The 19,084-nt window shown below is 68.2% G+C and carries 19 protein-coding genes; 14 read left to right on the top strand and 5 right to left on the bottom strand.

Annotation, left to right across the window (positions count from 1 at the left end; translation table 11 throughout):
* Nucleotides 1-115 precede the first annotated feature (115 nt).
* The 7 genes from lptC to spt all read left to right on the top strand — a co-directional run bounded on the left by lptC (nucleotide 116) and on the right by spt (nucleotide 7,418).
* Nucleotides 116-748, top strand: a complete 633-nt coding sequence (lptC, locus tag AC07R7_RS23310; protein WP_494636755.1) for an LPS export ABC transporter periplasmic protein LptC — start codon at nucleotides 116-118, stop codon at nucleotides 746-748.
* A gap of 1 nt (nucleotide 749) precedes the next feature.
* On the top strand, nucleotides 750-1,877 hold the full coding sequence (locus AC07R7_RS23305) for a CDP-glycerol glycerophosphotransferase family protein (RefSeq protein ID WP_492884467.1): 1,128 nt from the start codon (nucleotides 750-752) through the stop codon (nucleotides 1,875-1,877).
* Nucleotides 1,874-3,253, top strand: a complete 1,380-nt coding sequence (locus AC07R7_RS23300) for a lipopolysaccharide biosynthesis protein (protein WP_492884465.1) — start codon at nucleotides 1,874-1,876, stop codon at nucleotides 3,251-3,253. Before AC07R7_RS23305 ends, AC07R7_RS23300 begins: the two co-directional genes overlap by 4 nt.
* Nucleotides 3,216-4,934, top strand: coding sequence for a fatty acyl-AMP ligase (locus AC07R7_RS23295; RefSeq protein WP_494636754.1), 1,719 nt, complete (start codon nucleotides 3,216-3,218; stop codon nucleotides 4,932-4,934). Before AC07R7_RS23300 ends, AC07R7_RS23295 begins: the two co-directional genes overlap by 38 nt.
* A complete protein-coding gene (gene cerR, locus AC07R7_RS23290) occupies nucleotides 4,927-5,871 on the top strand; it encodes a ceramide reductase (protein WP_494636753.1) in 945 nt (314 codons plus the stop codon). Before AC07R7_RS23295 ends, cerR begins: the two co-directional genes overlap by 8 nt.
* Before the next feature lie 77 nt (nucleotides 5,872-5,948).
* Nucleotides 5,949-6,200 (top strand): acyl carrier protein, encoded by a 252-nt coding sequence (locus tag AC07R7_RS23285; RefSeq protein WP_013079816.1) that lies wholly within the window; start codon nucleotides 5,949-5,951, stop codon nucleotides 6,198-6,200.
* Between the two features lie 3 nt (nucleotides 6,201-6,203).
* Complete coding sequence (spt, locus tag AC07R7_RS23280) at nucleotides 6,204-7,418, top strand: serine palmitoyltransferase (RefSeq protein WP_492839594.1); 1,215 nt, start codon at nucleotides 6,204-6,206, stop codon at nucleotides 7,416-7,418.
* Between the two features lie 97 nt (nucleotides 7,419-7,515).
* On the opposite strand, the gene AC07R7_RS23275 is transcribed toward spt, so the two are convergent.
* The 3 genes from AC07R7_RS23275 to AC07R7_RS23265 are packed head-to-tail and all read right to left on the bottom strand — an operon-like array spanning nucleotide 7,516 to nucleotide 10,363.
* A complete protein-coding gene (locus AC07R7_RS23275; protein WP_492884459.1) occupies nucleotides 7,516-8,397 on the bottom strand; it encodes a hypothetical protein in 882 nt (293 codons plus the stop codon).
* Nucleotides 8,394-9,386 carry a diacylglycerol/lipid kinase family protein gene (locus tag AC07R7_RS23270; protein WP_494636752.1) on the bottom strand — a complete coding sequence of 331 codons (993 nt, stop codon included), beginning with the start codon at nucleotides 9,384-9,386 and terminating at the stop codon, nucleotides 8,394-8,396. The genes AC07R7_RS23275 and AC07R7_RS23270 overlap by 4 nt, the downstream gene beginning before the upstream one ends.
* On the bottom strand, nucleotides 9,305-10,363 hold the full coding sequence (locus tag AC07R7_RS23265) for a CDP-alcohol phosphatidyltransferase family protein (protein ID WP_492884455.1): 1,059 nt from the start codon (nucleotides 10,361-10,363) through the stop codon (nucleotides 9,305-9,307). Before AC07R7_RS23265 ends, AC07R7_RS23270 begins: the two co-directional genes overlap by 82 nt.
* Before the next feature lie 158 nt (nucleotides 10,364-10,521).
* Between AC07R7_RS23265 and AC07R7_RS23260 the strand changes: the two genes are divergently transcribed.
* A complete protein-coding gene (locus AC07R7_RS23260) occupies nucleotides 10,522-11,436 on the top strand; it encodes a metallophosphoesterase family protein (protein ID WP_494636751.1) in 915 nt (304 codons plus the stop codon).
* Here AC07R7_RS23260 and AC07R7_RS23255 read toward each other — a convergent pair.
* Nucleotides 11,433-11,930, bottom strand: coding sequence for a DUF2141 domain-containing protein (locus AC07R7_RS23255; RefSeq protein WP_492884452.1), 498 nt, complete (start codon nucleotides 11,928-11,930; stop codon nucleotides 11,433-11,435). The two genes, AC07R7_RS23260 and AC07R7_RS23255, sit on opposite strands and share 4 nt — an antisense overlap.
* 62 nt (nucleotides 11,931-11,992) lie before the next feature.
* Between AC07R7_RS23255 and AC07R7_RS23250 the strand changes: the two genes are divergently transcribed.
* The 5 genes from AC07R7_RS23250 to AC07R7_RS23230 are packed head-to-tail and all read left to right on the top strand — an operon-like array spanning nucleotide 11,993 to nucleotide 16,611.
* Complete coding sequence (locus AC07R7_RS23250; RefSeq protein WP_492884450.1) at nucleotides 11,993-12,430, top strand: HIT family protein; 438 nt, start codon at nucleotides 11,993-11,995, stop codon at nucleotides 12,428-12,430.
* On the top strand, nucleotides 12,427-13,647 hold the full coding sequence (locus tag AC07R7_RS23245) for an LptF/LptG family permease (protein ID WP_494636750.1): 1,221 nt from the start codon (nucleotides 12,427-12,429) through the stop codon (nucleotides 13,645-13,647). The genes AC07R7_RS23250 and AC07R7_RS23245 overlap by 4 nt, the downstream gene beginning before the upstream one ends.
* Nucleotides 13,644-14,705 carry an LptF/LptG family permease gene (locus AC07R7_RS23240; protein ID WP_494636749.1) on the top strand — a complete coding sequence of 354 codons (1,062 nt, stop codon included), beginning with the start codon at nucleotides 13,644-13,646 and terminating at the stop codon, nucleotides 14,703-14,705. Before AC07R7_RS23245 ends, AC07R7_RS23240 begins: the two co-directional genes overlap by 4 nt.
* Complete coding sequence (bcerS, locus tag AC07R7_RS23235) at nucleotides 14,705-15,859, top strand: ceramide synthase (RefSeq protein ID WP_492884444.1); 1,155 nt, start codon at nucleotides 14,705-14,707, stop codon at nucleotides 15,857-15,859. Before AC07R7_RS23240 ends, bcerS begins: the two co-directional genes overlap by 1 nt.
* Nucleotides 15,763-16,611, top strand: coding sequence for a nucleotidyltransferase family protein (locus AC07R7_RS23230; RefSeq protein WP_494636748.1), 849 nt, complete (start codon nucleotides 15,763-15,765; stop codon nucleotides 16,609-16,611). The genes bcerS and AC07R7_RS23230 overlap by 97 nt, the downstream gene beginning before the upstream one ends.
* Before the next feature lie 104 nt (nucleotides 16,612-16,715).
* On the opposite strand, the gene AC07R7_RS23225 is transcribed toward AC07R7_RS23230, so the two are convergent.
* Nucleotides 16,716-17,480 carry a phosphocholine cytidylyltransferase family protein gene (locus AC07R7_RS23225; protein ID WP_492839580.1) on the bottom strand — a complete coding sequence of 255 codons (765 nt, stop codon included), beginning with the start codon at nucleotides 17,478-17,480 and terminating at the stop codon, nucleotides 16,716-16,718.
* Nucleotides 17,481-17,835: 355 nt separating this feature from the next.
* On the opposite strand from AC07R7_RS23225, the gene AC07R7_RS23220 reads away from it, so the two are divergent.
* Entirely contained in the window at nucleotides 17,836-19,038 is a 1,203-nt protein-coding gene (locus tag AC07R7_RS23220; RefSeq protein ID WP_494636747.1) for a glycosyltransferase family 4 protein, read from the top strand.
* Nucleotides 19,039-19,084: the final 46 nt, after the last annotated feature.

The raw sequence follows: 19,084 nt of genomic DNA, 5'->3' as shown, positions 1-19,084 counted from the left end.
CACTTGACGCTGCGTCCGCCGACGCCATCTGCACCCCACTTACCCGCGCCAGGACCGCGCACCGGAAAACAAAGGTCTTGGGCGAATGACCACGTGGGACTATCCATTCCCCCAAATGCTCACCCAGACCGATGGCGTTTCCGCCGTCCCTCCCACCGAAAGCGCGGCTGAACGCGCCCGCAACCGCCGCCGCAAGCCGGTCCGGCGGCTGCGCTTCGCCTTGGCCGTGTTCGCCATCGGCGTCGCCGTCGCCGTGATCGCCCAGGCGTCGTGGAACAGCTTCGTCTCCAGCAAGCTGCAGACCCAGACCGCCGCCTCGCCCCTGGTGCTGGACAAGCCGCGCTTTACCGGCGTGCTCAAGGACGGCCGTCCGTTCCTGATCACCGCGGAGAGCGCCGAGCGCGACCCCAAGGACGAGAACCTGGTCCATCTGGTCTCGCCCGTCCTGGTGCGTGGCTACGGCCAGCCCAATCCCAGCCAGGCGACGGCCAAGACCGGCCTCTATCGCGAGGCCGAGAACACCCTGCTGCTGACCGACGAGGTCAAGATCACCAGCGCCGAGGGCTATGACTTCGACGCCCCGCGCGCCCTGATCAACATGAAGACGGGCGAGGTCAGCGGCGACGCCGGCATCGCCGGCAGCGGACCCAAGGGCAGCACGCAGGCCAACGCCTACAACGTCACCGACAAGGGCGACCACGTGGTGCTGAAGGGCCGCGTCCATACCCGGCTGGAGCGTCAGCGCTGACGTGGCCGCCGCCAAACGCGTCTGCTTTCTCTATATCGCGCAACACCATCAGGTCTGGCACAGCCTGTCGGTGGCCGTCGCCATGGCCAGACGCTGGCCGGCCATCAAGGTCGAGATCGCCACGACCACGCCCGAACTGCTGGACTACGTCTCCGGCCTGCTCGCCGAGCTGGGCGGCGCCGCGATCGAGCTCGTCCTGTTGCCGCCGGCCTGGTTGCGCCGCTTCGGCGGCGGCGGCGCCCCGCCCAAGGCGCCGATGCTGATCGCCAACGCCCGACGGCTGGCGCGCTACGACGCGGTGATCACTCCCGAACGGACCACCGCCCTGCTTCGTCAGTTGGGCGTGCGCCACCCGCTGCTGGTCTACACCCAGCACGGCGCCGGCGACCGGGAAGGCCCGTTCGAGCCGCGCCTGAAGCTGTTCGACCTGGTCATGGCGGCCGGCCGCAAGCAGCGCGACCGCATGCTGCAGGAGGGCTGGGTCACCGAAGACACCTGCGTCATGGTCGGCTACCCCAAGTTCGACCTGGTCGATGATCTGCCCCAGCGCGCGGCCCCGCGGTTCGACCATCCGGGTCCGGTGGTGCTGTACAATCCGCACTTCCACGCCACGCTGGGCTCCTGGCCCAAGTGGGGCCGGCAGGTGATGGAATTCTTCGCGGCCAACGACCGCTACAACCTGATCTTCGCCCCGCACATCCGCCTGTTCGAGACCGCCTCGACCGAGGAGCGCGCCGCGTTCAAGACCTTCGCCGAGCATCCGCGCATCCATGTCGACCTGGGCGGCCCGGCGGCGGCGGACATGACCTACACCAAGGCGGCCGACCTCTATCTGGGCGACGTCTCCAGTCAGGTCTACGAGTTCCTGCGCACGCCCAAGCCGTGCCTGTTCCTCAATTCCAGCCAAGCAACCTGGTGCGGCGATCCCAGCTTCCATCACTGGCTTTACGGGCCGGTGCTGGAGAACATCGAACGGCTGGGCGAGGCGCTCGACGAGGCCTTCGCCACTCACGACAACTATCGCGAAACCCAGGTCTGGGGCATTGAGGAGACGTTCGACATCAGCGACGTCCCGGCCTCGGTCCGGGCGGCGCGCGCCATCGTCGACAAGCTGGAGCGCGAGGCATGACCGACGCGCCTCCCGCCGCTCCAAACCCGCTGAAGCATGTCCTGCGCAACGCCGGCCAACTGCTGAGCGGTCGGATCGTCAACGCCGTCGTCGGCCTAGCCTATATCGCCCTCACCGCCCGGAGTCTGGGCAAGGAGGCGATGGGCGTGGTCGTGCTGATCAACGCCTTCGCGCAGTTCCTGGGCGAGGTGGCGCACTTCCAGTCCTGGCAGACCCTGATCACCTACGGCACGACACCCGCCTTGGAGAACGATCGGCCCAAGTTCCACCAGGTGCTGCGCCTGTCGCTGCTGCTGGACCTGGTGAGCGGCGTGCTGGGCGTCGCCCTGGGCGTGTTGGGCTCGTGGTTGTTCTGGCGCGAACTGAACTGGCCGGCGGGCATGAGCGGCTATGGCGCGCTGTACGCCCTGTCGATCGGGGTGATGACCTCGGCCACGGGCGTCGGGCTGCTGCGCCTGTTCGATCGCTTCCGCTACCTGGCGGGCCAACAGGCGGTGAGTTCGTTCGTGCGGATGATCGGCTGCGGGATCTGCGCCCTGGCCGGCGCGGAGATCCAGTGGTTCCTGGCGGCCTGGGCGGCCGGCACCTTCGTCTCGTTCTTCTATATCGCCGCCATCGCGGCCTGGGATCTGAACAAGCGCGGCCTGCTGAAGGGCTTCACGCTGAGGGGCCCGACCAGCCGCGGCCTGCCGGGCGTCTGGCGCTTCGCCATGGCCACAAACTTCTCCAGCACGATCGATGTGGGCTTCACCCACGTGCTGACCCTGGTGGTCGGCGCCATGCTGGGCCCGGTCCAGGCGGCCTACTGGCGGATCGGCAAGCAGGTGGCCGACGGCATGGCCAAGCCGGCCCGCCTGATGGTGCCGGCCCTCTATCCAGAACTGGCCAAGATGCGCGCCACCGGCGGGCGGCAGGCCATGACCAAGCTGGCCCTGCAAATCGGCCTGATCGGCGGCGGCGCGGCCGCCGCGCTGCTGCTGGTCAGCCTGCTGGCCGGCCGCTGGATCCTGGAGATCGTGATGGGCAAGGCGTTCGGCGCGGCCGCGGGGGTCATGAACTGGCAGGTGGCCGCGGCGGCCATCGCCATCCTGTCCCTGCCGCTGGAGCCGATGCTGGTGTCCATGCGCGCCGCCGGCGCGGCCTTGGCCGTACGCCTCGTGGTCGTTATCGCCTATCTGGCGGCCCTCGGACCGCTGATCAAAACCTTCGGCCTGACCGGCGCGGGAGCCGCTCTGGTTGCGTCCGCTTTGGCGATGGCCGTGGGCATGTATTTCATGGCGCGTCACAGGCTCGCCCGACTCGCCGCGGAGGAAGGCTCCGCGCGCACCGACAAAGACGATGAAAGACTATCTTATGATCACCCCCACGGCGTCTGAGCGTACCGTCCGGTTCGCCGACTTCCCGACCCTGACCCAGGCCCTCGATTTCGCCGCGACCGGCGAGACCGGGGTCAACCTGTATTCGCTGCGCGGCGAACTGGTCGAGGCGATCCCCTACGCCAAGCTGCGCGAGGACGCGCTCGTCCTGGCCCGTCGCCTGCTGGCCACCGGCGCCAAGGTCGGCGACAGCGTGGCCCTTCTGGCCGAGACCGACGCCGACTTCGTGCGCGCCTTCTTCGCCTGCCAGTACGCGGGTCTGCTGCCCGCGCCGATGGCCCTGCCAACCCCGCTGGGCGGTCGCGAGGCCTATATCGAGCAGATCAAGAACCTGGCCCAGTCGGCCAAGGCCAAGATCCTGATCGGCCCGAACGGCCTGAAGGACTGGGTGGCCGAGATCGGAGAACGCGCGGGCCTGGAGTTCGCCGGCGTCCTGGCCGACCTGCCGGAAGACGGCGGCGCGGCGCTGCCGACCATCACCCCGGAAGATCCCTGTTACCTGCAGTTCTCGTCGGGCAGCACCCGCACGCCGACGGGCGTCCTGGTCCGCCACAAGGCCCTGATGGCCAACTGCGTGGCGATCACCCGCGACGGCCTGCAGGTGACGGCGTCCGACCGCGCGATCTCGTGGCTGCCGCTCTATCACGACATGGGCCTGATCGGCTTCCTGCTCAGCCCGCTCAGCTGCCAGATGTCGGTCGACCTGTTGCCGACCGGTGCGTTCGTGCGCCGCCCGCTGCTGTGGATCGACCTGATCGGGCGCAACAAGGCCACCATCGCCTACAGCCCGACCTTCGGCTACGAGCTGTGCGCGCGCCGCGTGCAGGGCCAGCCGCTGGACGCCTACGACCTCAGCCACTGGCGCAGCGCCGGCCTGGGCGGCGACATGATCCGCATGCCGCCGCTGAAGGCCTTCGTCGAGGCGTTCGGGCCGGCCGGCTTCTCGGACAAGGCGTTCGTGGCCAGCTATGGCATGGCCGAGGCGACCCTGGCCCTGTCGATGGCCCCGCTGGGCAAGGGCTTGCGCGCCGAGACCCTGGATGTCGAACGCCTGGAACGTGACAATCTGGCCGTGGACGCCCCGGAAGGCTCGGACCGCGCCCGCGACTTCGCCCGCTGCGGCCCCGCCCTGCCCGATCACTTCCTGGAGGTCCGCGACGAGACCGGCGCCATCCTGCCCGAGCGTGGCGTTGGCCGCATCTTCGCCAAGGGCCCCTCGGTGATGAGCGGCTACTTCGCCAATCCGGAAGAGACCGCCCGCGTGCTGTCGGCCGACGGCTGGCTGGACACCGGCGACATCGGCTTCAAGATCGAGGGCGAGATCGTCATCACCGGCCGCGCCAAGGATCTGATCATCCTCAACGGTCGCAACATCTGGCCGCAAGACCTTGAATGGACGGCGGATCACGAGATCGACGGCCTGCGCAGCGGCGACGTCTGCGCCTTCTCGATCCCCGCCGAGCCGGAAGACCAGATCGTGGTGCTGGTCCAGGCGCGCGGCGGCGACGCCGACACACGCGCCGCCCTGGTCGAGCAGGTGTCCACCCTGCTGCGCACCCGTCACGGCGTCGAGGCCAAGGTCAAGCTGGTCGGCGCCCACGCCCTGCCCCAGACCTCTTCGGGCAAGCTGAGCCGCTCGAAGGCCAAGACCGCGTACCTGGCCGGCGCTTACGGTGACTAGATCCGTCGTCGCGGTCACCGGCGCCACGGGCTTCCTGGGCCGTCATCTGGTCCGCGCCCTGGCCCAGGACGGCTGGACGCCGCGCGTCCTCGTCCGCCGCGACCCGATCCACCCGCTGTGGCGCGATCTCGAGGTCGAGATCGTCGTCGGCGATCTGAAGACCCCCGGGGCGCTGGACCGCCTGTGCCGGGGCGCCGAGGTGGTGATCCACGTGGCCGGCCTGATCAAGGCCGCCTCGCTGGACGGCTTCAACGTCGTCAATCGTGACGGAGCCCGCGCCGCCGCCCAGGCCGCGCGAACAGCCGGCGCGCGGTTCATCCTGGTGTCCAGCCTCGCCGCGCGCGAACCGCGGCTCTCGAGCTACGGCGCCAGCAAGCGCGCGGGCGAGGACGCGGTGCGCGAAGCCAGCCCCAGCGCCCTCATCGTGCGCCCGCCGGCCATCTATGGCCCGGGCGACACCGAGACCCTGGCTCTGTTCGAACTGGCGGCCAAGAGCCCGGTCCTGCCGGTGCTGTCGCCTGACTCGCGGATCGCCATGATCCACGTCCAGGACGCCGCCGCCAAGCTCGTCGCCTTCTGCCGCAGGCCGGTTTCGGGCCTCGTGGAGCTCTCCGATGTGCGGCGCGATGGTTACACTTGGTCAGAAATCATGACCGCCGCCGGCCAAGTGATGAACCGCGCCCCCCGGCTGGTCCGGTTGCCCGATAACGCGCTACTGCTGGCTGGAATCCTAGCGGATGCTTGGTCTTTCGCCTCAAACAACCCCTCGGTGTTCGGTTTAGGCAAAGCCAGGGAGTTGCTTCACAACGATTGGTCCCTATCTAGCGCTCCGATGGCGGAGGGAGTACCCAGCGTATTCGGTCTGACCGACGGCTTCTTGCACACCGTCGATTGGTATCGAGAACAGGGGTGGTTACCCAAAAACGTCGCTGCCTAGTTCAAATATGGCGGAAATCTGACAGACTCGCCGTTACAGTAGTGTCACGGGTGGGGCTCCCGGAGGTTTAGTTTAGAATGGAAACGGTTACGGATCTCAGCTTGCGCGAGATCGGGGTGGCGGCGAGCAAGGTTCTGGGACGACCCGTGGAGGTTCGTGCAGAGTCGCATATCGGTCGCGATCTCGCCGTGGACTCCCTGGCCCTGATGAACATCATCATGGAGCTCGAAGACACCTTCGACATCTCCATTCCTCTCGATCGCCTGGCCTCTGTCGAGACCGCCGGCGACCTTTCCAAACTGATCAATGATCTCCGGACTAGGGCTTAACTAATGGGGCTATTCGATAAGCACCTGGCCTATCGCGATGCGTACAAGGCCATCCAGAGCGCCGGCGCCGACCCGTTCAAGGTTCGCTTCGACGCCGTGACCTCGCCGACCGAAGGCGTCGTCGAGGGGCGTCCGACCATCCTGCTGGGCACCAACAACTATCTGGGCCTGACCTTCGACGAAGAGGCCATCGCCGCCTCGGTCAAGGCCGTCCAGGAGCGCGGCACCGGCACCACCGGCTCGCGCATCGCCAATGGTTCGTTCGAGGCGCACGTCGAGCTCGAGCAGGAACTGGCCAAGTTCTACGGCCGCAAGCACGCCATGGTCTTCACGACCGGCTACCAGGCCAATCTGGGCGTGCTGTCGACCCTGGTCGGCCGCGGCGACCACCTGATCCTCGACGCCGACAGCCACGCCTCGATCTACGACGGCTCGCGTCTGGGCCACGCCGAGGTCATCCGCTTCCGCCACAACGATCCCGAGGACCTGGCCAAGCGCCTGCGCCGCCTGGGCGATGCGCCGGGCGAGCGCCTGATCGTGGTCGAAGGCGTCTATTCGATGATCGGCGACGTCGCGCCGCTGAAGGAAATCGCCGCCGTGAAGCGCGAGCTGGGCGGCTACCTGCTGGTCGACGAAGCCCACTCGATGGGCGTGCTGGGCGCCACGGGCCGCGGCCTGGCCGAGGCAGCCGGCGTGGAAGACGATGTCGACTTCATCGTCGGCACCTTCTCCAAGAGCCTGGGCGCCATCGGCGGCTTCTGCGTCTCGGACATGGACGACTTCGACGTCATGCGCGTCGTCTGCCGTCCGTACATGTTCACCGCCTCGCTGCCGCCGGCCGTGGTCGCCTCGACCATCACCGCCCTGCGCCGCATGATCGAGCAGCCCGAGCTGCGCGACCGCCTGAACCGCAACGCCAAGCGTCTTTACGACGGCCTGACCGCCATGGGCTTCCACACCGGCCCGACGGCCAGCCCGGTGGTCGCCACGACCATCCCGGACCAGGAACGCGCCATCGCCATGTGGAATGGCCTGCTGCAGGCCGGCGTCTACCTGAACCTGGCCTTGCCGCCCGCCACGCCGGACAGCCGTCCGCTGCTGCGCGCCAGCGTCAGCGCCGCCCACACCGACGAGCAGATCGACGCCGTCCTGGGCGCCTTCGCCGAAATCGGCGCGGCCCTGGGCGTCATCGAGCCCCTCAAGCGCGCCCGCGCCTAGGGGTTTTGCCTCTCTGGAAATCCAAACGCCCGGATCGAACGGTCCGGGCGTTTTCGTTTGATCGTCAACTCGGAGATAGGTTGGCTCAGATGAGGGCCTAGCTTGCCCTGCGACGGCTCTTCCAGACCTTCAGCAGCACGCCAGGCGCGGCCAGGATGGGATGGCGCTCGCGCCAGGGCGTGACCTCGATGGGCACGCCGGTGTGACGCTCGATCTTCCAGGCGGCGTAGCGCGCCGCGCCCTGGAAGGTGAAGGATGCTTTCATCAGCCGCGCGGCGTTCAGCGGCTTGCCCAACAGCTTGCGCGGCCGCCACTCACGGCGCACGCGGGCGCGCTCGGCCTCTTCCATCGCCCGGCCCTCGTCGCGCCAGACGGCTTCCATGACGTGGTCGTAGCGCTGCGGGTCGAAGCTCAGGATCGAGACCTCGCGGCCAGCCTTCTCGACCCGCAGTTCGGCCTTGTAGGTCTCGCGGAACAGGGCGGTCCACAGGTCGCGCGGCGTCCCGTCGACCGGCCCCAGAGCGCGGGCGTAGCGCGCGGCCGTACGGCAGGCGTCGGTCACCGCGTCGATCACCGTCTCGCGCGCGCCTTCGGCCGCCCAGATCAGAGCGCAGGGCTGCACGAAGCGGGCCCAGATGGTGGTGTCATGGTCCGCGCCGCTGGCGGCCTTGCGGAATTGGCCCAGGGTCATCGAGGCGACCTTGGCCCGCAGCATCCGCCCCTCGTGCTCAAACTCGTGATAGCTGACGTCCGGCCACAGGATGCGGGTGAAGAAGCCGCGCCAGCCGGCCGGCGGCCGCTCTGTCAGGACGTAGTAGTCGAGCACGCCCGACAGGTCGCCCGTCCGCAGGATCGAGCCGTAGAACAGCACCGCCTGGGCGCCCGGAAAGATCGTCGTCAGGCGCTCGGCGAAGGCGGTGATCGGCGCGGGGGTCGGCGTGGACAGCTCGGCCGCGACAAGGTCGCGAAGGCTGCTCATCCGACGAGGAATCGCAAGGACGGCCCCAGGCCGATGGTCAGGTCGCCGCCTTCATAGACCTCGCCGTCCAGCACGAACGGCGCGCCGCCGGCCAGGGCGATCTGGCGCGGGTCGCGACGGCGATAGCCCAGGCCTTCCAGGGCCGGCTCGGCCCTGCCGCTCAGCACCATCGGCAGCGCCTTCATGAGCCGTCGCGGCGGGGCGTCGACGTCCAGCAGCTTCAGGCCCTCGCGCGGCGCGCCGAAAGGCTTGAGGCCAAAGGGCAAGCGCTTGAGGGCGGTGGCCACGATGGCGAACCGCTCATCGCCGGGCTGGTCCTGGCCATCGATGACCAGCCTGGCCGGCACGCCCTCGCGCCACTCGTCCTTGGCCCCGCCGAACAGCGCGCCCATGGTGGCGGACAGGATGGTCACGGCCACGGCCAGGTTATGGAAAAAGCCGACCTTGTGAGCCTTCTGGGCCAGGTTGGTGGCCTTGACCATGGCCCCGACGCCGAAGAAAAAACCCTGCAGGCACGGCCGGCCGTCGGCCCAGCTGACCCGCAGCGGCGGCCGCTCCTTGATGCGCGGATCGGCCTGGCGGGCGGCGATCAGGACTTCCTCCAACCGCCAGTCGTTGGGGGCCCCCAGGTCGATGGCCAGGACGTTGGTCTTGCCCGACGGCAACACCGCCAGCAGCGGCAAATTCTCGCCGAAGGTATGCGGCAGCAGGCTGATGACGTCGCGCACCGTGCCGTCGCCGCCGTCGATGATCAGCAGGTCCAGGCCCTCGCGGGCGAAGTTCTCGAGTTCCGCTCTCAGGGCGTCACGGCCAAGGGGCTCGACCAGCCGCACGCCCTCGGGCGGCGGACCGGGCGGGTGCGCCCGGTTGCCGTGGCTCTTTGGATTGCGAACAACCCCGATGCGCGTCATTTCGACAGCCAAGACTGGATTGAGCCCTTCGGCGCGGCCAGACCCTGTAGAATCTGGACGGCGTGCACGATCAAGCACACCGCGGTCCAGATAGCCACAAGGGTGAAGCCGATGTCCGGCCGGCCCACGAGGGCGCTGGCCGTCAACAGGATCAGGTTGGGGTTCCGGCGCGCGGTGATCAGGCGGAAGAAGCTGTCGAACGGCCGCCAAGCGTGCACCTCCAGCTTGAAGAGGGCCAGGAAGATCCCCTCCTCCACGCGCTGCAGCACATAGCCGGCGATGACAATGGCCAGGCTCAGGCCCGCATACGGGATCTCCTGGCCGATCGCGTAGACGCCGACGAACCAGGCCCACCACCAGAACGGCGGGTGCAGCAGGTCGATGCCGTGATCGAAGACGTTGCCCCACTTGGACGAGGTCAGGGTCACGCGGGCCAGCTTGCCGTCGACGGTATCGAGGAAGGTCATGATCCAGGCGCAGACCAGGCCCCAGCCGAAGTGGCCGGTCCAGAACAGGTACATGGCCGCCAGCACCAGCAGGAAGCCGATGCCGGTCACCTGGTTGGGGGTCATCTTGGCGATGGCGGCCCAGCGGGTGACGACCCGGGCCGGCGCGGGCCAGACGTACTTGGTGACGAGGTCGGTGACGCCCTTGTACGAGCCTTGGAACAGGCGTTTTTCGACAGCGCGCACGGTTTGCGGCGTCAGGCGTTCCAGCACCGGCGGCTCGCGCTTGCGCAGGGCGCTGTTGTAGGCCGAACCCAGTTCCAGGGCGGTCAAGCGCGTCAGGCGCGGATCCAGGCCGGTGGGGTCCTGCCCGGCCGCCAACGCCTCGGTGGCGGCATAGCCCAGCTCGACCGGGGCGTGGACGGCGACGGCGCGACCGGAGTCGTCGACCAGCACCGCGCCCTCGCGGCCCGCCAGCGCCTTGATCAGCGACTCGTCGAACACCCAGCCGGCGTCGACCGCCACCACGGCGTTCGACAGGTCGACGGCCGGGGTCTCGACCAGACCCAGGCGACGATAGATGCGCGACAGACGCTCGCGCGAGGTCATGCCCCAGATGCGCGCGCCGCTCTCGCCAACGCTCAGAGCCCGAGGTCCCGCAGGCGCGAGGTTTTGGATTTCACCACTCAAAGACAGATATACCCCTTGAAACTCGCGCCGATTGATAAGCAGCTTCGGCTGCTTCGACCAGAACGACCCGAACCGTCTTGCCCATATATCGCATCGCTCACCTCTCCGACCCCCACCTGCCGCCGCCGCGAGGCGCGTTCGGGTGGAAGGACGTCTTCACCAAGCGGCTGCTGAGCCGCATCGCCTGGCGAAAGAAGCGCAAGGTCCACCGGCCCGAAGTGCTGGCGGCCCTCGTCGCCGACGTGAAGGCCGCCAGCCCCGATCATGTGGTGATCAGCGGCGATCTCACCAACTTTGCTTCGCATACGGAGATCGCGGCGGCGACGAAGTGGTTGGAATCCCTGGGACCGGCCAGCGACTGCACCGTCAGCCCCGGCAATCACGACGCCCTCTCCGACAAAGGCAGGGCCGGCGCGGGCGGCGGCGAACGCTTCGCGCCCTGGACGCCGTGGCTGGGCGACGCGGGCGAGGTTCAATTCCCGCAGGTCCGCGTGCGCGGACCCGTCGCGATCTTCAACCTGTGCTCGGCCGTGCCGACCCCGCCGCATCTGGCCACCGGCCGCCTGGGCGAGGATCAGCTTCAGCGGCTGGACCTGGCCCTGGCCGATCCAGCCTACAAGGATCTCTTCCGCCTCGTCGTCCTGCACCACCCGCCGCACAAGGGCGCGGTGTCGAAGCGCAAATCGCTGGATGATCAGGAGGCCCTGCGCGCGCTGCTGGCCAAGCATGGCGCCGACCTCGTCCTGCACGGCCATGCCCACGAGACGATCATCGGATCGGTGCCAGGCCCCAAAGGCTCGGCGATCCCGGTTCTGGGCGTGCCCTCGGCCTCATCGGGACCGGGCGGCCATTCGCCCGCCCGCTGGCATGTGATCGAGGTCGAGCCCAAGCCGGACGGCGGCCACAGCGCTCGTGTCGTCGTGCGGGGCGTCGAGGCCGCTCGTGAAGGTCTGTCGGAACTCGGCCGCTACAATCTGGCCGACATAGGCTAGCGCGGGTAGCGCACCTTGACCCGGATGGTGGTCTCGCCCGGCTTCACGCCGAACCGCACCGAGTCGAACGATGGGAACGCGAACCTGGTCGGCGCATCGTTCGAGTAGCCGTAGCCTTCCAGCGGCATGCCCTGCGGGCTGCGGTCCAGCTCCTTGTTGGCGTTGGCGTCGTGATAGACCTCCACCGCATAGGCGTCGCTGGGCGACGGCAGCCAGAAGCAGGCCTGGCTCATCGGGGCCGAGGTCCTGACCCGCGCCCGCTCCACCTTGCCGCGCGGGGTCAGGAAGCGGCTCGGATCGCCCGGATAAACCGTGATCACCACCTCGCCGGCGTTCGAGCGCAGCGCCCCGACCTGGACATTCAGGCGCGTGGCGCTCTTGCGGCCGACGCACTCCTTGTCCGTCAGGGGCCGGGCCACGCCTTCGGCCCAGGCGATCCCGACCGTCGCGGACGTCAACAACATCGCGCCGACGAGAACGGAACATGCTTTCATCTAAAACGCCGCATCCCTATTGTTATTCACGGGCGACATCAGCCTGAAGTTCCGGCTTTCTCATGACCAATCCCACAGCTCTGGCGTTCGGCTATCCCGGCTCCAAGATCGCGGAGACCGATTACTGGCTGATTCTGGTCCGTCCGAAGCAACCGACATTTGGGTCTTTGGTCCTGGTGTGCAAGGAAACGGTCCGGGCGTTCTCCGAGGTGAGTCCCGCCGCCTTCGCCGACCTGCAAGTCGCCGTGGCCGGCATTGAGCGCCTTCTGAAGGCGCAAGTCGACTACGAGAAGATCAACTACCTGATGCTGATGATGGTCGACAAGGACGTCCACTTCCACGTGCTGCCCCGCTACGAGGGCGCGCGCGCGTATGAGGGACAGAGCTTCCCCGACGCCGGCTGGCCCGCCGCCCCGGATCTTGGAACCGCCGTGGCGCTTTCGAGCGAGGGCGTCGAGCGCCTGGCGCAACGCTTCGCCGAGGCTTGGGTCCAAGCGTGAGCGCCAAGGCATTGAGCATCGGCCCCTTGAGGCTGATCGACCGTTACCTGTTGCGTCTGCTGTTCTGGCCGCTGGTCGGCTGCCTGGGCGTCACGGTCGTGGCCCTGCTGCTGGAGCGTGTCCTGCGCCTGCTGGACGCGCTGTCCCAGAGCAGCGCTCGCTTCGGCTATGTCGCCCAGCTGGCCGCCAACTTGGTGCCGCACTATCTCGGCCTGGCCTTGCCGGTCGCGTTCTTCGTGGCCCTGTTCATCGTCATCACCAAGCTGTCGGACGGCTCGGAGATCGACGCCCTGCTGGCCAGCGGCCAGTCGCTGGAGCGCATCGTCGCGCCGTTCCTGGCCGTCGGCCTGTTCCTCAGCGTCTTCAGCCTGATCGTGTTCGGCTACATGCAGCCCTACAGCCGCTACGCCTACCGCGCTGTGATGCACGCGGCGATCAACGCCGGCTGGAACGGACGCCTGGCGGGCGGGGCCTTCATCGACGACAAGGGCTCGCTGATGACCGCCGACAGCGCCGACGTCGCCGGCCAGCGCCTGACGCGGGTCTTCATCCGCCGCCTGGACGCGCGCGGCCAGGAGGAAATCATCACCGCCGCCCAGGCCGACCTGAAGATGGATCCGGGCGGCAAGACCATCACCATGGACCTGAAGGACGGCCGCCGTATCGCGCGTGACTCCGCTGGCGACTACCGCAACCTGGCTTTCAGCAGCCTGACCACCCAGACCCCCTTGAGCGCCGCGGCGGTGCTGCTACGGGCGCGCGGCGGCGACGAGCGCGAACTGACGCTGGGCGAGCTCTACCGACAGTCCAAACTGCCCAATCCGATCGTTCCCAAGGCCACGCTGCTGAGCGAACTCTACGGCCGCCTGGCCCGCGCGGCCTTCCTGCCGTTCCTGCCGATGCTGGCCTTCCCACTTGGCCTGGCCTCCAAGCGCGGCAATCGCGCCCCGGGCCTCATCATGGCGGGCGTCCTGCTGCTGGCCTTCCAGCACTCGCTGCTGCTGGGCCAGAGCATGGCCTCGTCCGGTAGGCTACCGTCCATCCCGGCCATCTGGGTTCCGTTCGCGATCTTCGCCGGACTGGGCGTCTGGCTGTTCATGGGCAGTCGCACCCGTCCGGGCGACACGCCGGTCTCGCGCACCGTGCGCCGCATCAACAAGCTGGTCACGCGTTTCGTCCGCCTCTTGCCCCTGCCGAAGAAACGACAAGCCGCATGAGACTGCAGCTCTACGTCCTGAAGACGGTCGCCACCCGGATCCTCGGCGCAGCCCTTATCCTGATGTCCATCCTGCAGATCCTGGACCTGCTGGACGTGACCAACGACATCCTCGACCGGGGCCTGGGCATGGCGGGCGTGGCCTACTACGCCTTCATGCGCCTGCCGCGCCTGTTCGAGCAGATCGCCCCGATCGCCGTGCTGGCCGGCGGCCTGTTCGCCTTCTCGCAGCTGGCTCGCGAAAGCGCCATCGTCGCCATGCGCGCCACCGGCGTCTCGGGCTACCGCATCATCGGCATGGCCATGCCCGCGGCCATCTTCGTGATGCTGCTGGACGCCCTGTGCGGCCAGTACCTGGCGCCTCGCGCCGATCCGGCCCTGGCCGACTGGTGGAAGAACACGACCCCCGTGGCGGAACGCAAGGTCCCCGCCCCGCGCACCTTCCGCGCGGGGTCCGACCTGGTCATCGGGGCCACGGCCACCGCCGACGGCCGCGAGATCGACAAGGTCACCATCTTCCGCCGCGACCCCAAAGGTATCCTGATCGAGAAGGTCGAGGCCCAGAAAGCCCTCTACGCCAATGAGCGCTGGACGCTGGAACAGCCGAAGACCACCCGTTTCTCCGGTGACCTGGCCCAGGCTTCGACCGCCGCCTCGACCACCTGGCCCGCCGCGCTGAAGCCGCGCGACGTTCAGAGCCTGTTCGGCGACGACGCCGTGCCCACCGCCGCCTCCGCCCAGCGCGCCTTGCAAAACGGCGGCTCGGACCGGCCCGAGAGCTTCTATCGCACCCACTTCCACGCGGCCTTCGCCGGCCCGTTCGTGGCCCTGGTCATGCTGCTGCTCAGCGCGCCCGTGGCCCTGGCCAACTTCCGCAGCGGACAGGGGGCGGTGCTGCTGACCACCGGCCTGGGCGCCGGCCTCTTTTTCCTAGTGGCCAACGGCATGCTGACCGCCCTGGGCGAGTCCGGCGCGCTGGACCCGTTCCTGGCCGTCTGGGCCGCTCCCGCGATCTTCGGCGCCCTCGCCATCCGCACATTCCTGGCCCTGGAGGGGTGATGCCTTTCGACTCCGCGAACGCCGACCTCACGGTCATCCCGGTCAAGACGCCGCAGGAGCTTAAGCGCTTCATCGCCCTGCCCGCCCGCCTGAACGCCAAGGATCCCAACTGGATCACCCCGCTGTTCATGGAGCGCACCGAGGCCCTGACGCCGAAGACCAACCCCTTCTTCGCCCACGCCGAGGTCCAGCTGTTCCTGGCGACGCGCGGCGGCCGCGACGTGGGCCGGATCAGCGCCCAGATCGACCATCTGACGCCGCAGCCGACGCCGGGCCGCCTGGACGGCCATTTCGGCATGATCGCCGCCGAGGACGATGGGGCGGTGTTCCAGGTGCTGTTCCGCGCCGCCGAGGACTGGCTGCGCGCGCGCGGCCGCACTCATGTGGTCGGCCCGTTCAACCTGTCGATCAACGAAGAGGTCGGCCTGCTGGTCGAGGGCTTCGACACCCCGCCAATGATCCTGATGGGCCACGACCCGGTCTATGCCGGCAAGCGGGTCGAGGAACAGGGCTACGCCAAGGCCCAGGACCTGTTCGCCTACAAGGCCGATGAGAACGGCGACATCCCCGAGATCGCCCAGCGCCGGCTCAAGCGCGGTCTGCCCGCCGGCGTCGCGCTGCGCCAGCTGGACATGAAGCGCTATGACGCGGAGGTCCAGACGCTGACGGACATCCTCAACGACGCCTGGTCGGACAACTGGGGCTTCACTCCCACCACCGAGGCCGAAACCGCCCAGCTGGGCAAGGCGCTCAAGCAGGTGATCGACAAGCGCCTGATCTGGTTCGCGGAAATCGACGGCGAGGCGGCCGGCGTCGTGGTTTTCCTGCCCAACGTCAATGAGGCCATCGCCGACCTGGGCGGCAAGCTGCTGCCGTTCGGCTGGGCCAAGCTCTTGTGGCGACTGAAGGTCAAGGGCGTAAAGTCGGCGCGCATCCCGCTGATGGGCGTGAAGAAGAAGTTCTCCAGCACCCAGCGCGGCCGCATGCTGCCGTTCTGGATGATGAAGGCCAGCCGCGATACCGCGATGAGTCTGGGCTACAATCGCTACGAGATCTCGTGGGTGCTGGAGGCCAACAAGGCCATGACCCACATCGCCGAGAACGTGGGCGGCACGCACTACAAGACCTATCGCGTCTACGAGAAAGCCCTTTGAGCTCCTTTAAAGTCCTCATCCTGGCCGGTTCGCGCGGCGGCGAGGTCGATCCCGTCGCCGCCTACGCCGGCGTCCGCCACAAGGCCCTGATCACGCTGGAGGGCAAGACCCTGCTCAGCCGCGTGCTGGGCGCGATCGAGGCCGCCGGTCCCGAGCGCGTCGGTGTCGCGGCCAATGACGAGGCGATCAAGACGGCTTTGGCGGACGCCAGGGTCGTGGTGCTTCCCACCGCCTCGGGTCCCAGCCAGAGCGTCGAGAACGCCGCGAAAGAACTGGGCTTTCCCCTGGTGGTGACCACGGTCGACCACGCTCTGCTCAAGCCCGAGTGGATCACCCAGTTCCTGGCCGACACGCCCGACTGGGCCGACGTCGCCGTGCTGCTGGCCCCCGAAGACCGCGTGCGGGCCGCCGCGCCGCAGACCAAGCGGACCTATCTGCGCTTCCAGGACGGCCGCTATTCGGGCTGCAACCTCTTCCTGCTGCGTAACGAGAACGCCCTTAACGTCGTCCATGTCTGGCGCAAGGTCGAGGCGCTGCGCAAGCAGCCCTGGAAGATCGCCGCCATGCTGGGGCCCAGCTTCCTGATCCGTTACCTGCTGAACTGGCTGACCCTGGACGAGGCCGTGCTGAAGCTAGGCAAGCTGGCCAAGGTCAAGGCCGCCGCCGTGCGCGCCCACGACGGCCTGGCGGCGGTCGATGTCGACAAGCCATCGGATCTGGATCTCGTGCGCGAACTGGTGGGCGAAACCTGAACAGCGAAACCTCGCCCTTCGACAAGCTCAGGGTGAGGTTTCTGATGAACCGCCGCAAAAAGTAGTCCTCATCCTGAGCTTGTCGAAGGACGAGGACGGCGCCCTCAGACCACTTCGGCTTCCTTCGCCGCCCACTCGGCGGTCAGGGCGCGATTGCGCACGAGGTCTTCGGGGAAGTCCATCTCGGCCCACTCCAGGCCCTGGATCGAGCGCACGCGGACCACATCGTGGGCCTGGGCGATCTCGTTGATCACGCTGAGGTACCAGCGCTTCAGGCCTTCCGGCTTGCGCATGATCTTTTCCAGCGTCTCGATGAACAGGGCCGAGCCCTCTGCGTCGAAGCGCAGGAAGCCGATTGATTCCGCGTCGTACGCGGTGATCGTCTTGCCGATGGCGCGCAGGGCGTCGCCCTCGGTCAGGACCTTCATGTCGTCGCTGTCGTAGACGCCGTCGGCCTTGCGATCGACCGTCACGGTGATCGGGGCGGCCGGCGCGCTGATCAGACGCTCGGCGATGGCCGGCTCGAACAGGGTGTCGCCATTGAGGATCATGAACGGCCCGCCGCGCATCTCCTCGCGCGCCAGCCAGCAGGTCGCGAGGTTGTCGGTGACGCTGTAGAAGGGGTTGTAGAGCGTGCGAACGCTCATCCCCGGAAACCGCAGGCGCGCGACCTCGGCCTCGACCAGATCGGCGCGGAAACCGGTGACGACCACCGCCTCGGTCACGCCCGCCTGATGCAGGTGGCGCAGCTGCCATTCCAACACCGTACGGCCGGCCAGCTCGACCAGGCACTTGGGCCGGTCGTCGGTCAGGGGCGACAGGCGCTTGCCCTGACCGGCGCTGAGAATGAGGGTCTTGACCGGCTGCATGACGTTTCGGGATCTCGCTGGAAATCGGGGCGGCTTGGCCCCTCTAGGAATCGCTGGACCGCCCACCTCGCGGCCACGGGCGCATAACTGAGCACGAACCGGCCTCACGGCAAGTCCGAGCGGACCGCCAAAAGCGGGTCATGGCGTCGCGGCGCAAGCCCCCGCGCGCGTTTTTCCATGACCGCGCCCCCAAGGACACGCCTTAGGGGGTGTAACCCAGACGCTACAGTGAACCGACCGTGCACGGAAAAGGACGCCCTTACCCCCTTCCGGAAACTGAACCATTCCACCATATGGCCATTGTCATACTCGGAGACGGGCGGGGGCCTCGGGGGATGTAACCAACGGAGGCGTCGTGCTGCTCGCGGAAAGACCTTTTCATCAGCCCGCAGAGGAAAATTCCGCCGAAGGCCTGCGTCTGGCGCTATTTTCCGGAAACTACAATTACACGCGCGACGGCTCGAACCAGGCGCTCAATCGCCTGTCCGCCTACCTGATACGCCACGGCGCCGAGGTTCGCGTCTATTCGCCCACCACCGACACGCCAGCGTTCGAGCCGGCCGGTGAACTGGTGTCCGCGCCGTCGATCGCGATCCCGGGTCGTGGTGAGTATCGGCTGGCGCTGGGCCTGAACCGCGCGCTGCGCGCCGACCTGGCCGACTTCCGCCCGACCGCCGTCCACCTGTCCGCGCCCGACCTCCTGGGCAATCAGGCCGGCAAGTGGGGCCGCAAGATGGGTCTGCCCGTGGTGGCCAGCCTGCACACGCGGTTCGAGACCTACCTGTCGTACTACGGCCTCGACTGGCTGCGGCCTAGCGCCGAGCGCTATCTGGACAGGTTCTATCGCGGCTGCGACCGCGTGTTGGCCCCCAACGCCCCGATCGCCGAGCTGCTGCGCGAACAAGGCCTGGGCGAGCGCGTGCGCGTCTGGGGTCGAGGCGTCGACCGCGAACGCTTCTCGCCGGTCAAGCGCGACCTGAACTGGCGCCGGTCGATAGGTATCGATGACAACGAGATCGTCGTGGCGTTCCTGGGCCGTCTGGTCATGGAGAAGGGCCTGGACGTCCTCTGCGAGACGTTCGTCCGCCTGCGCGGCCGGCCGATCCGCGCCCTGATCATCGGCGAGGGACCCGCCCGCGCTTTCGTCGAGGAGCGCCTGCCCGAGGCCATCCTGACCGGTCACCTGGACGGCGCCGACCTGGGCCGCGCGGTGTCCAGCGCCGACATCCTGTTCAACCCCAGCCTGACCGAAGCCTTCGGCAACGCCAGCCTGGAGGGCATGGCCGCGGGCCTGGCCGTGGTCTGCCCGCGCGCGCCCAGCACCAGCGCCCTGATCGCCGACGGCCAGGACGGCGTACTGACCGCCGGCGCCGACGCGCAGGCCTACGCCGCGGCGATCGAGAGCCTGATCTCCGAACCCCTGCGCCGCGTGCGCCTGGGCCGCGCCGCCCGCCGGTCCAGCGCTCGCTACGATTGGAACACCATCTGTGGCGAGGTGCTGGACGTTTATCGCGAACTGGGCGTGACCGCCGACCGACGGGCGCGCTCGGCCGCATGACGACGGATACGGAGGGGCTAGCGAAACGCAGACCTTCGCTCTGGCG

Source organism: Caulobacter sp. GW821-FHT05F04 (assembly GCF_059419665.1).
Note: the sequence above shows the minus strand (reverse complement) of the source record. Positions and strands in the feature narration are given on the sequence as shown.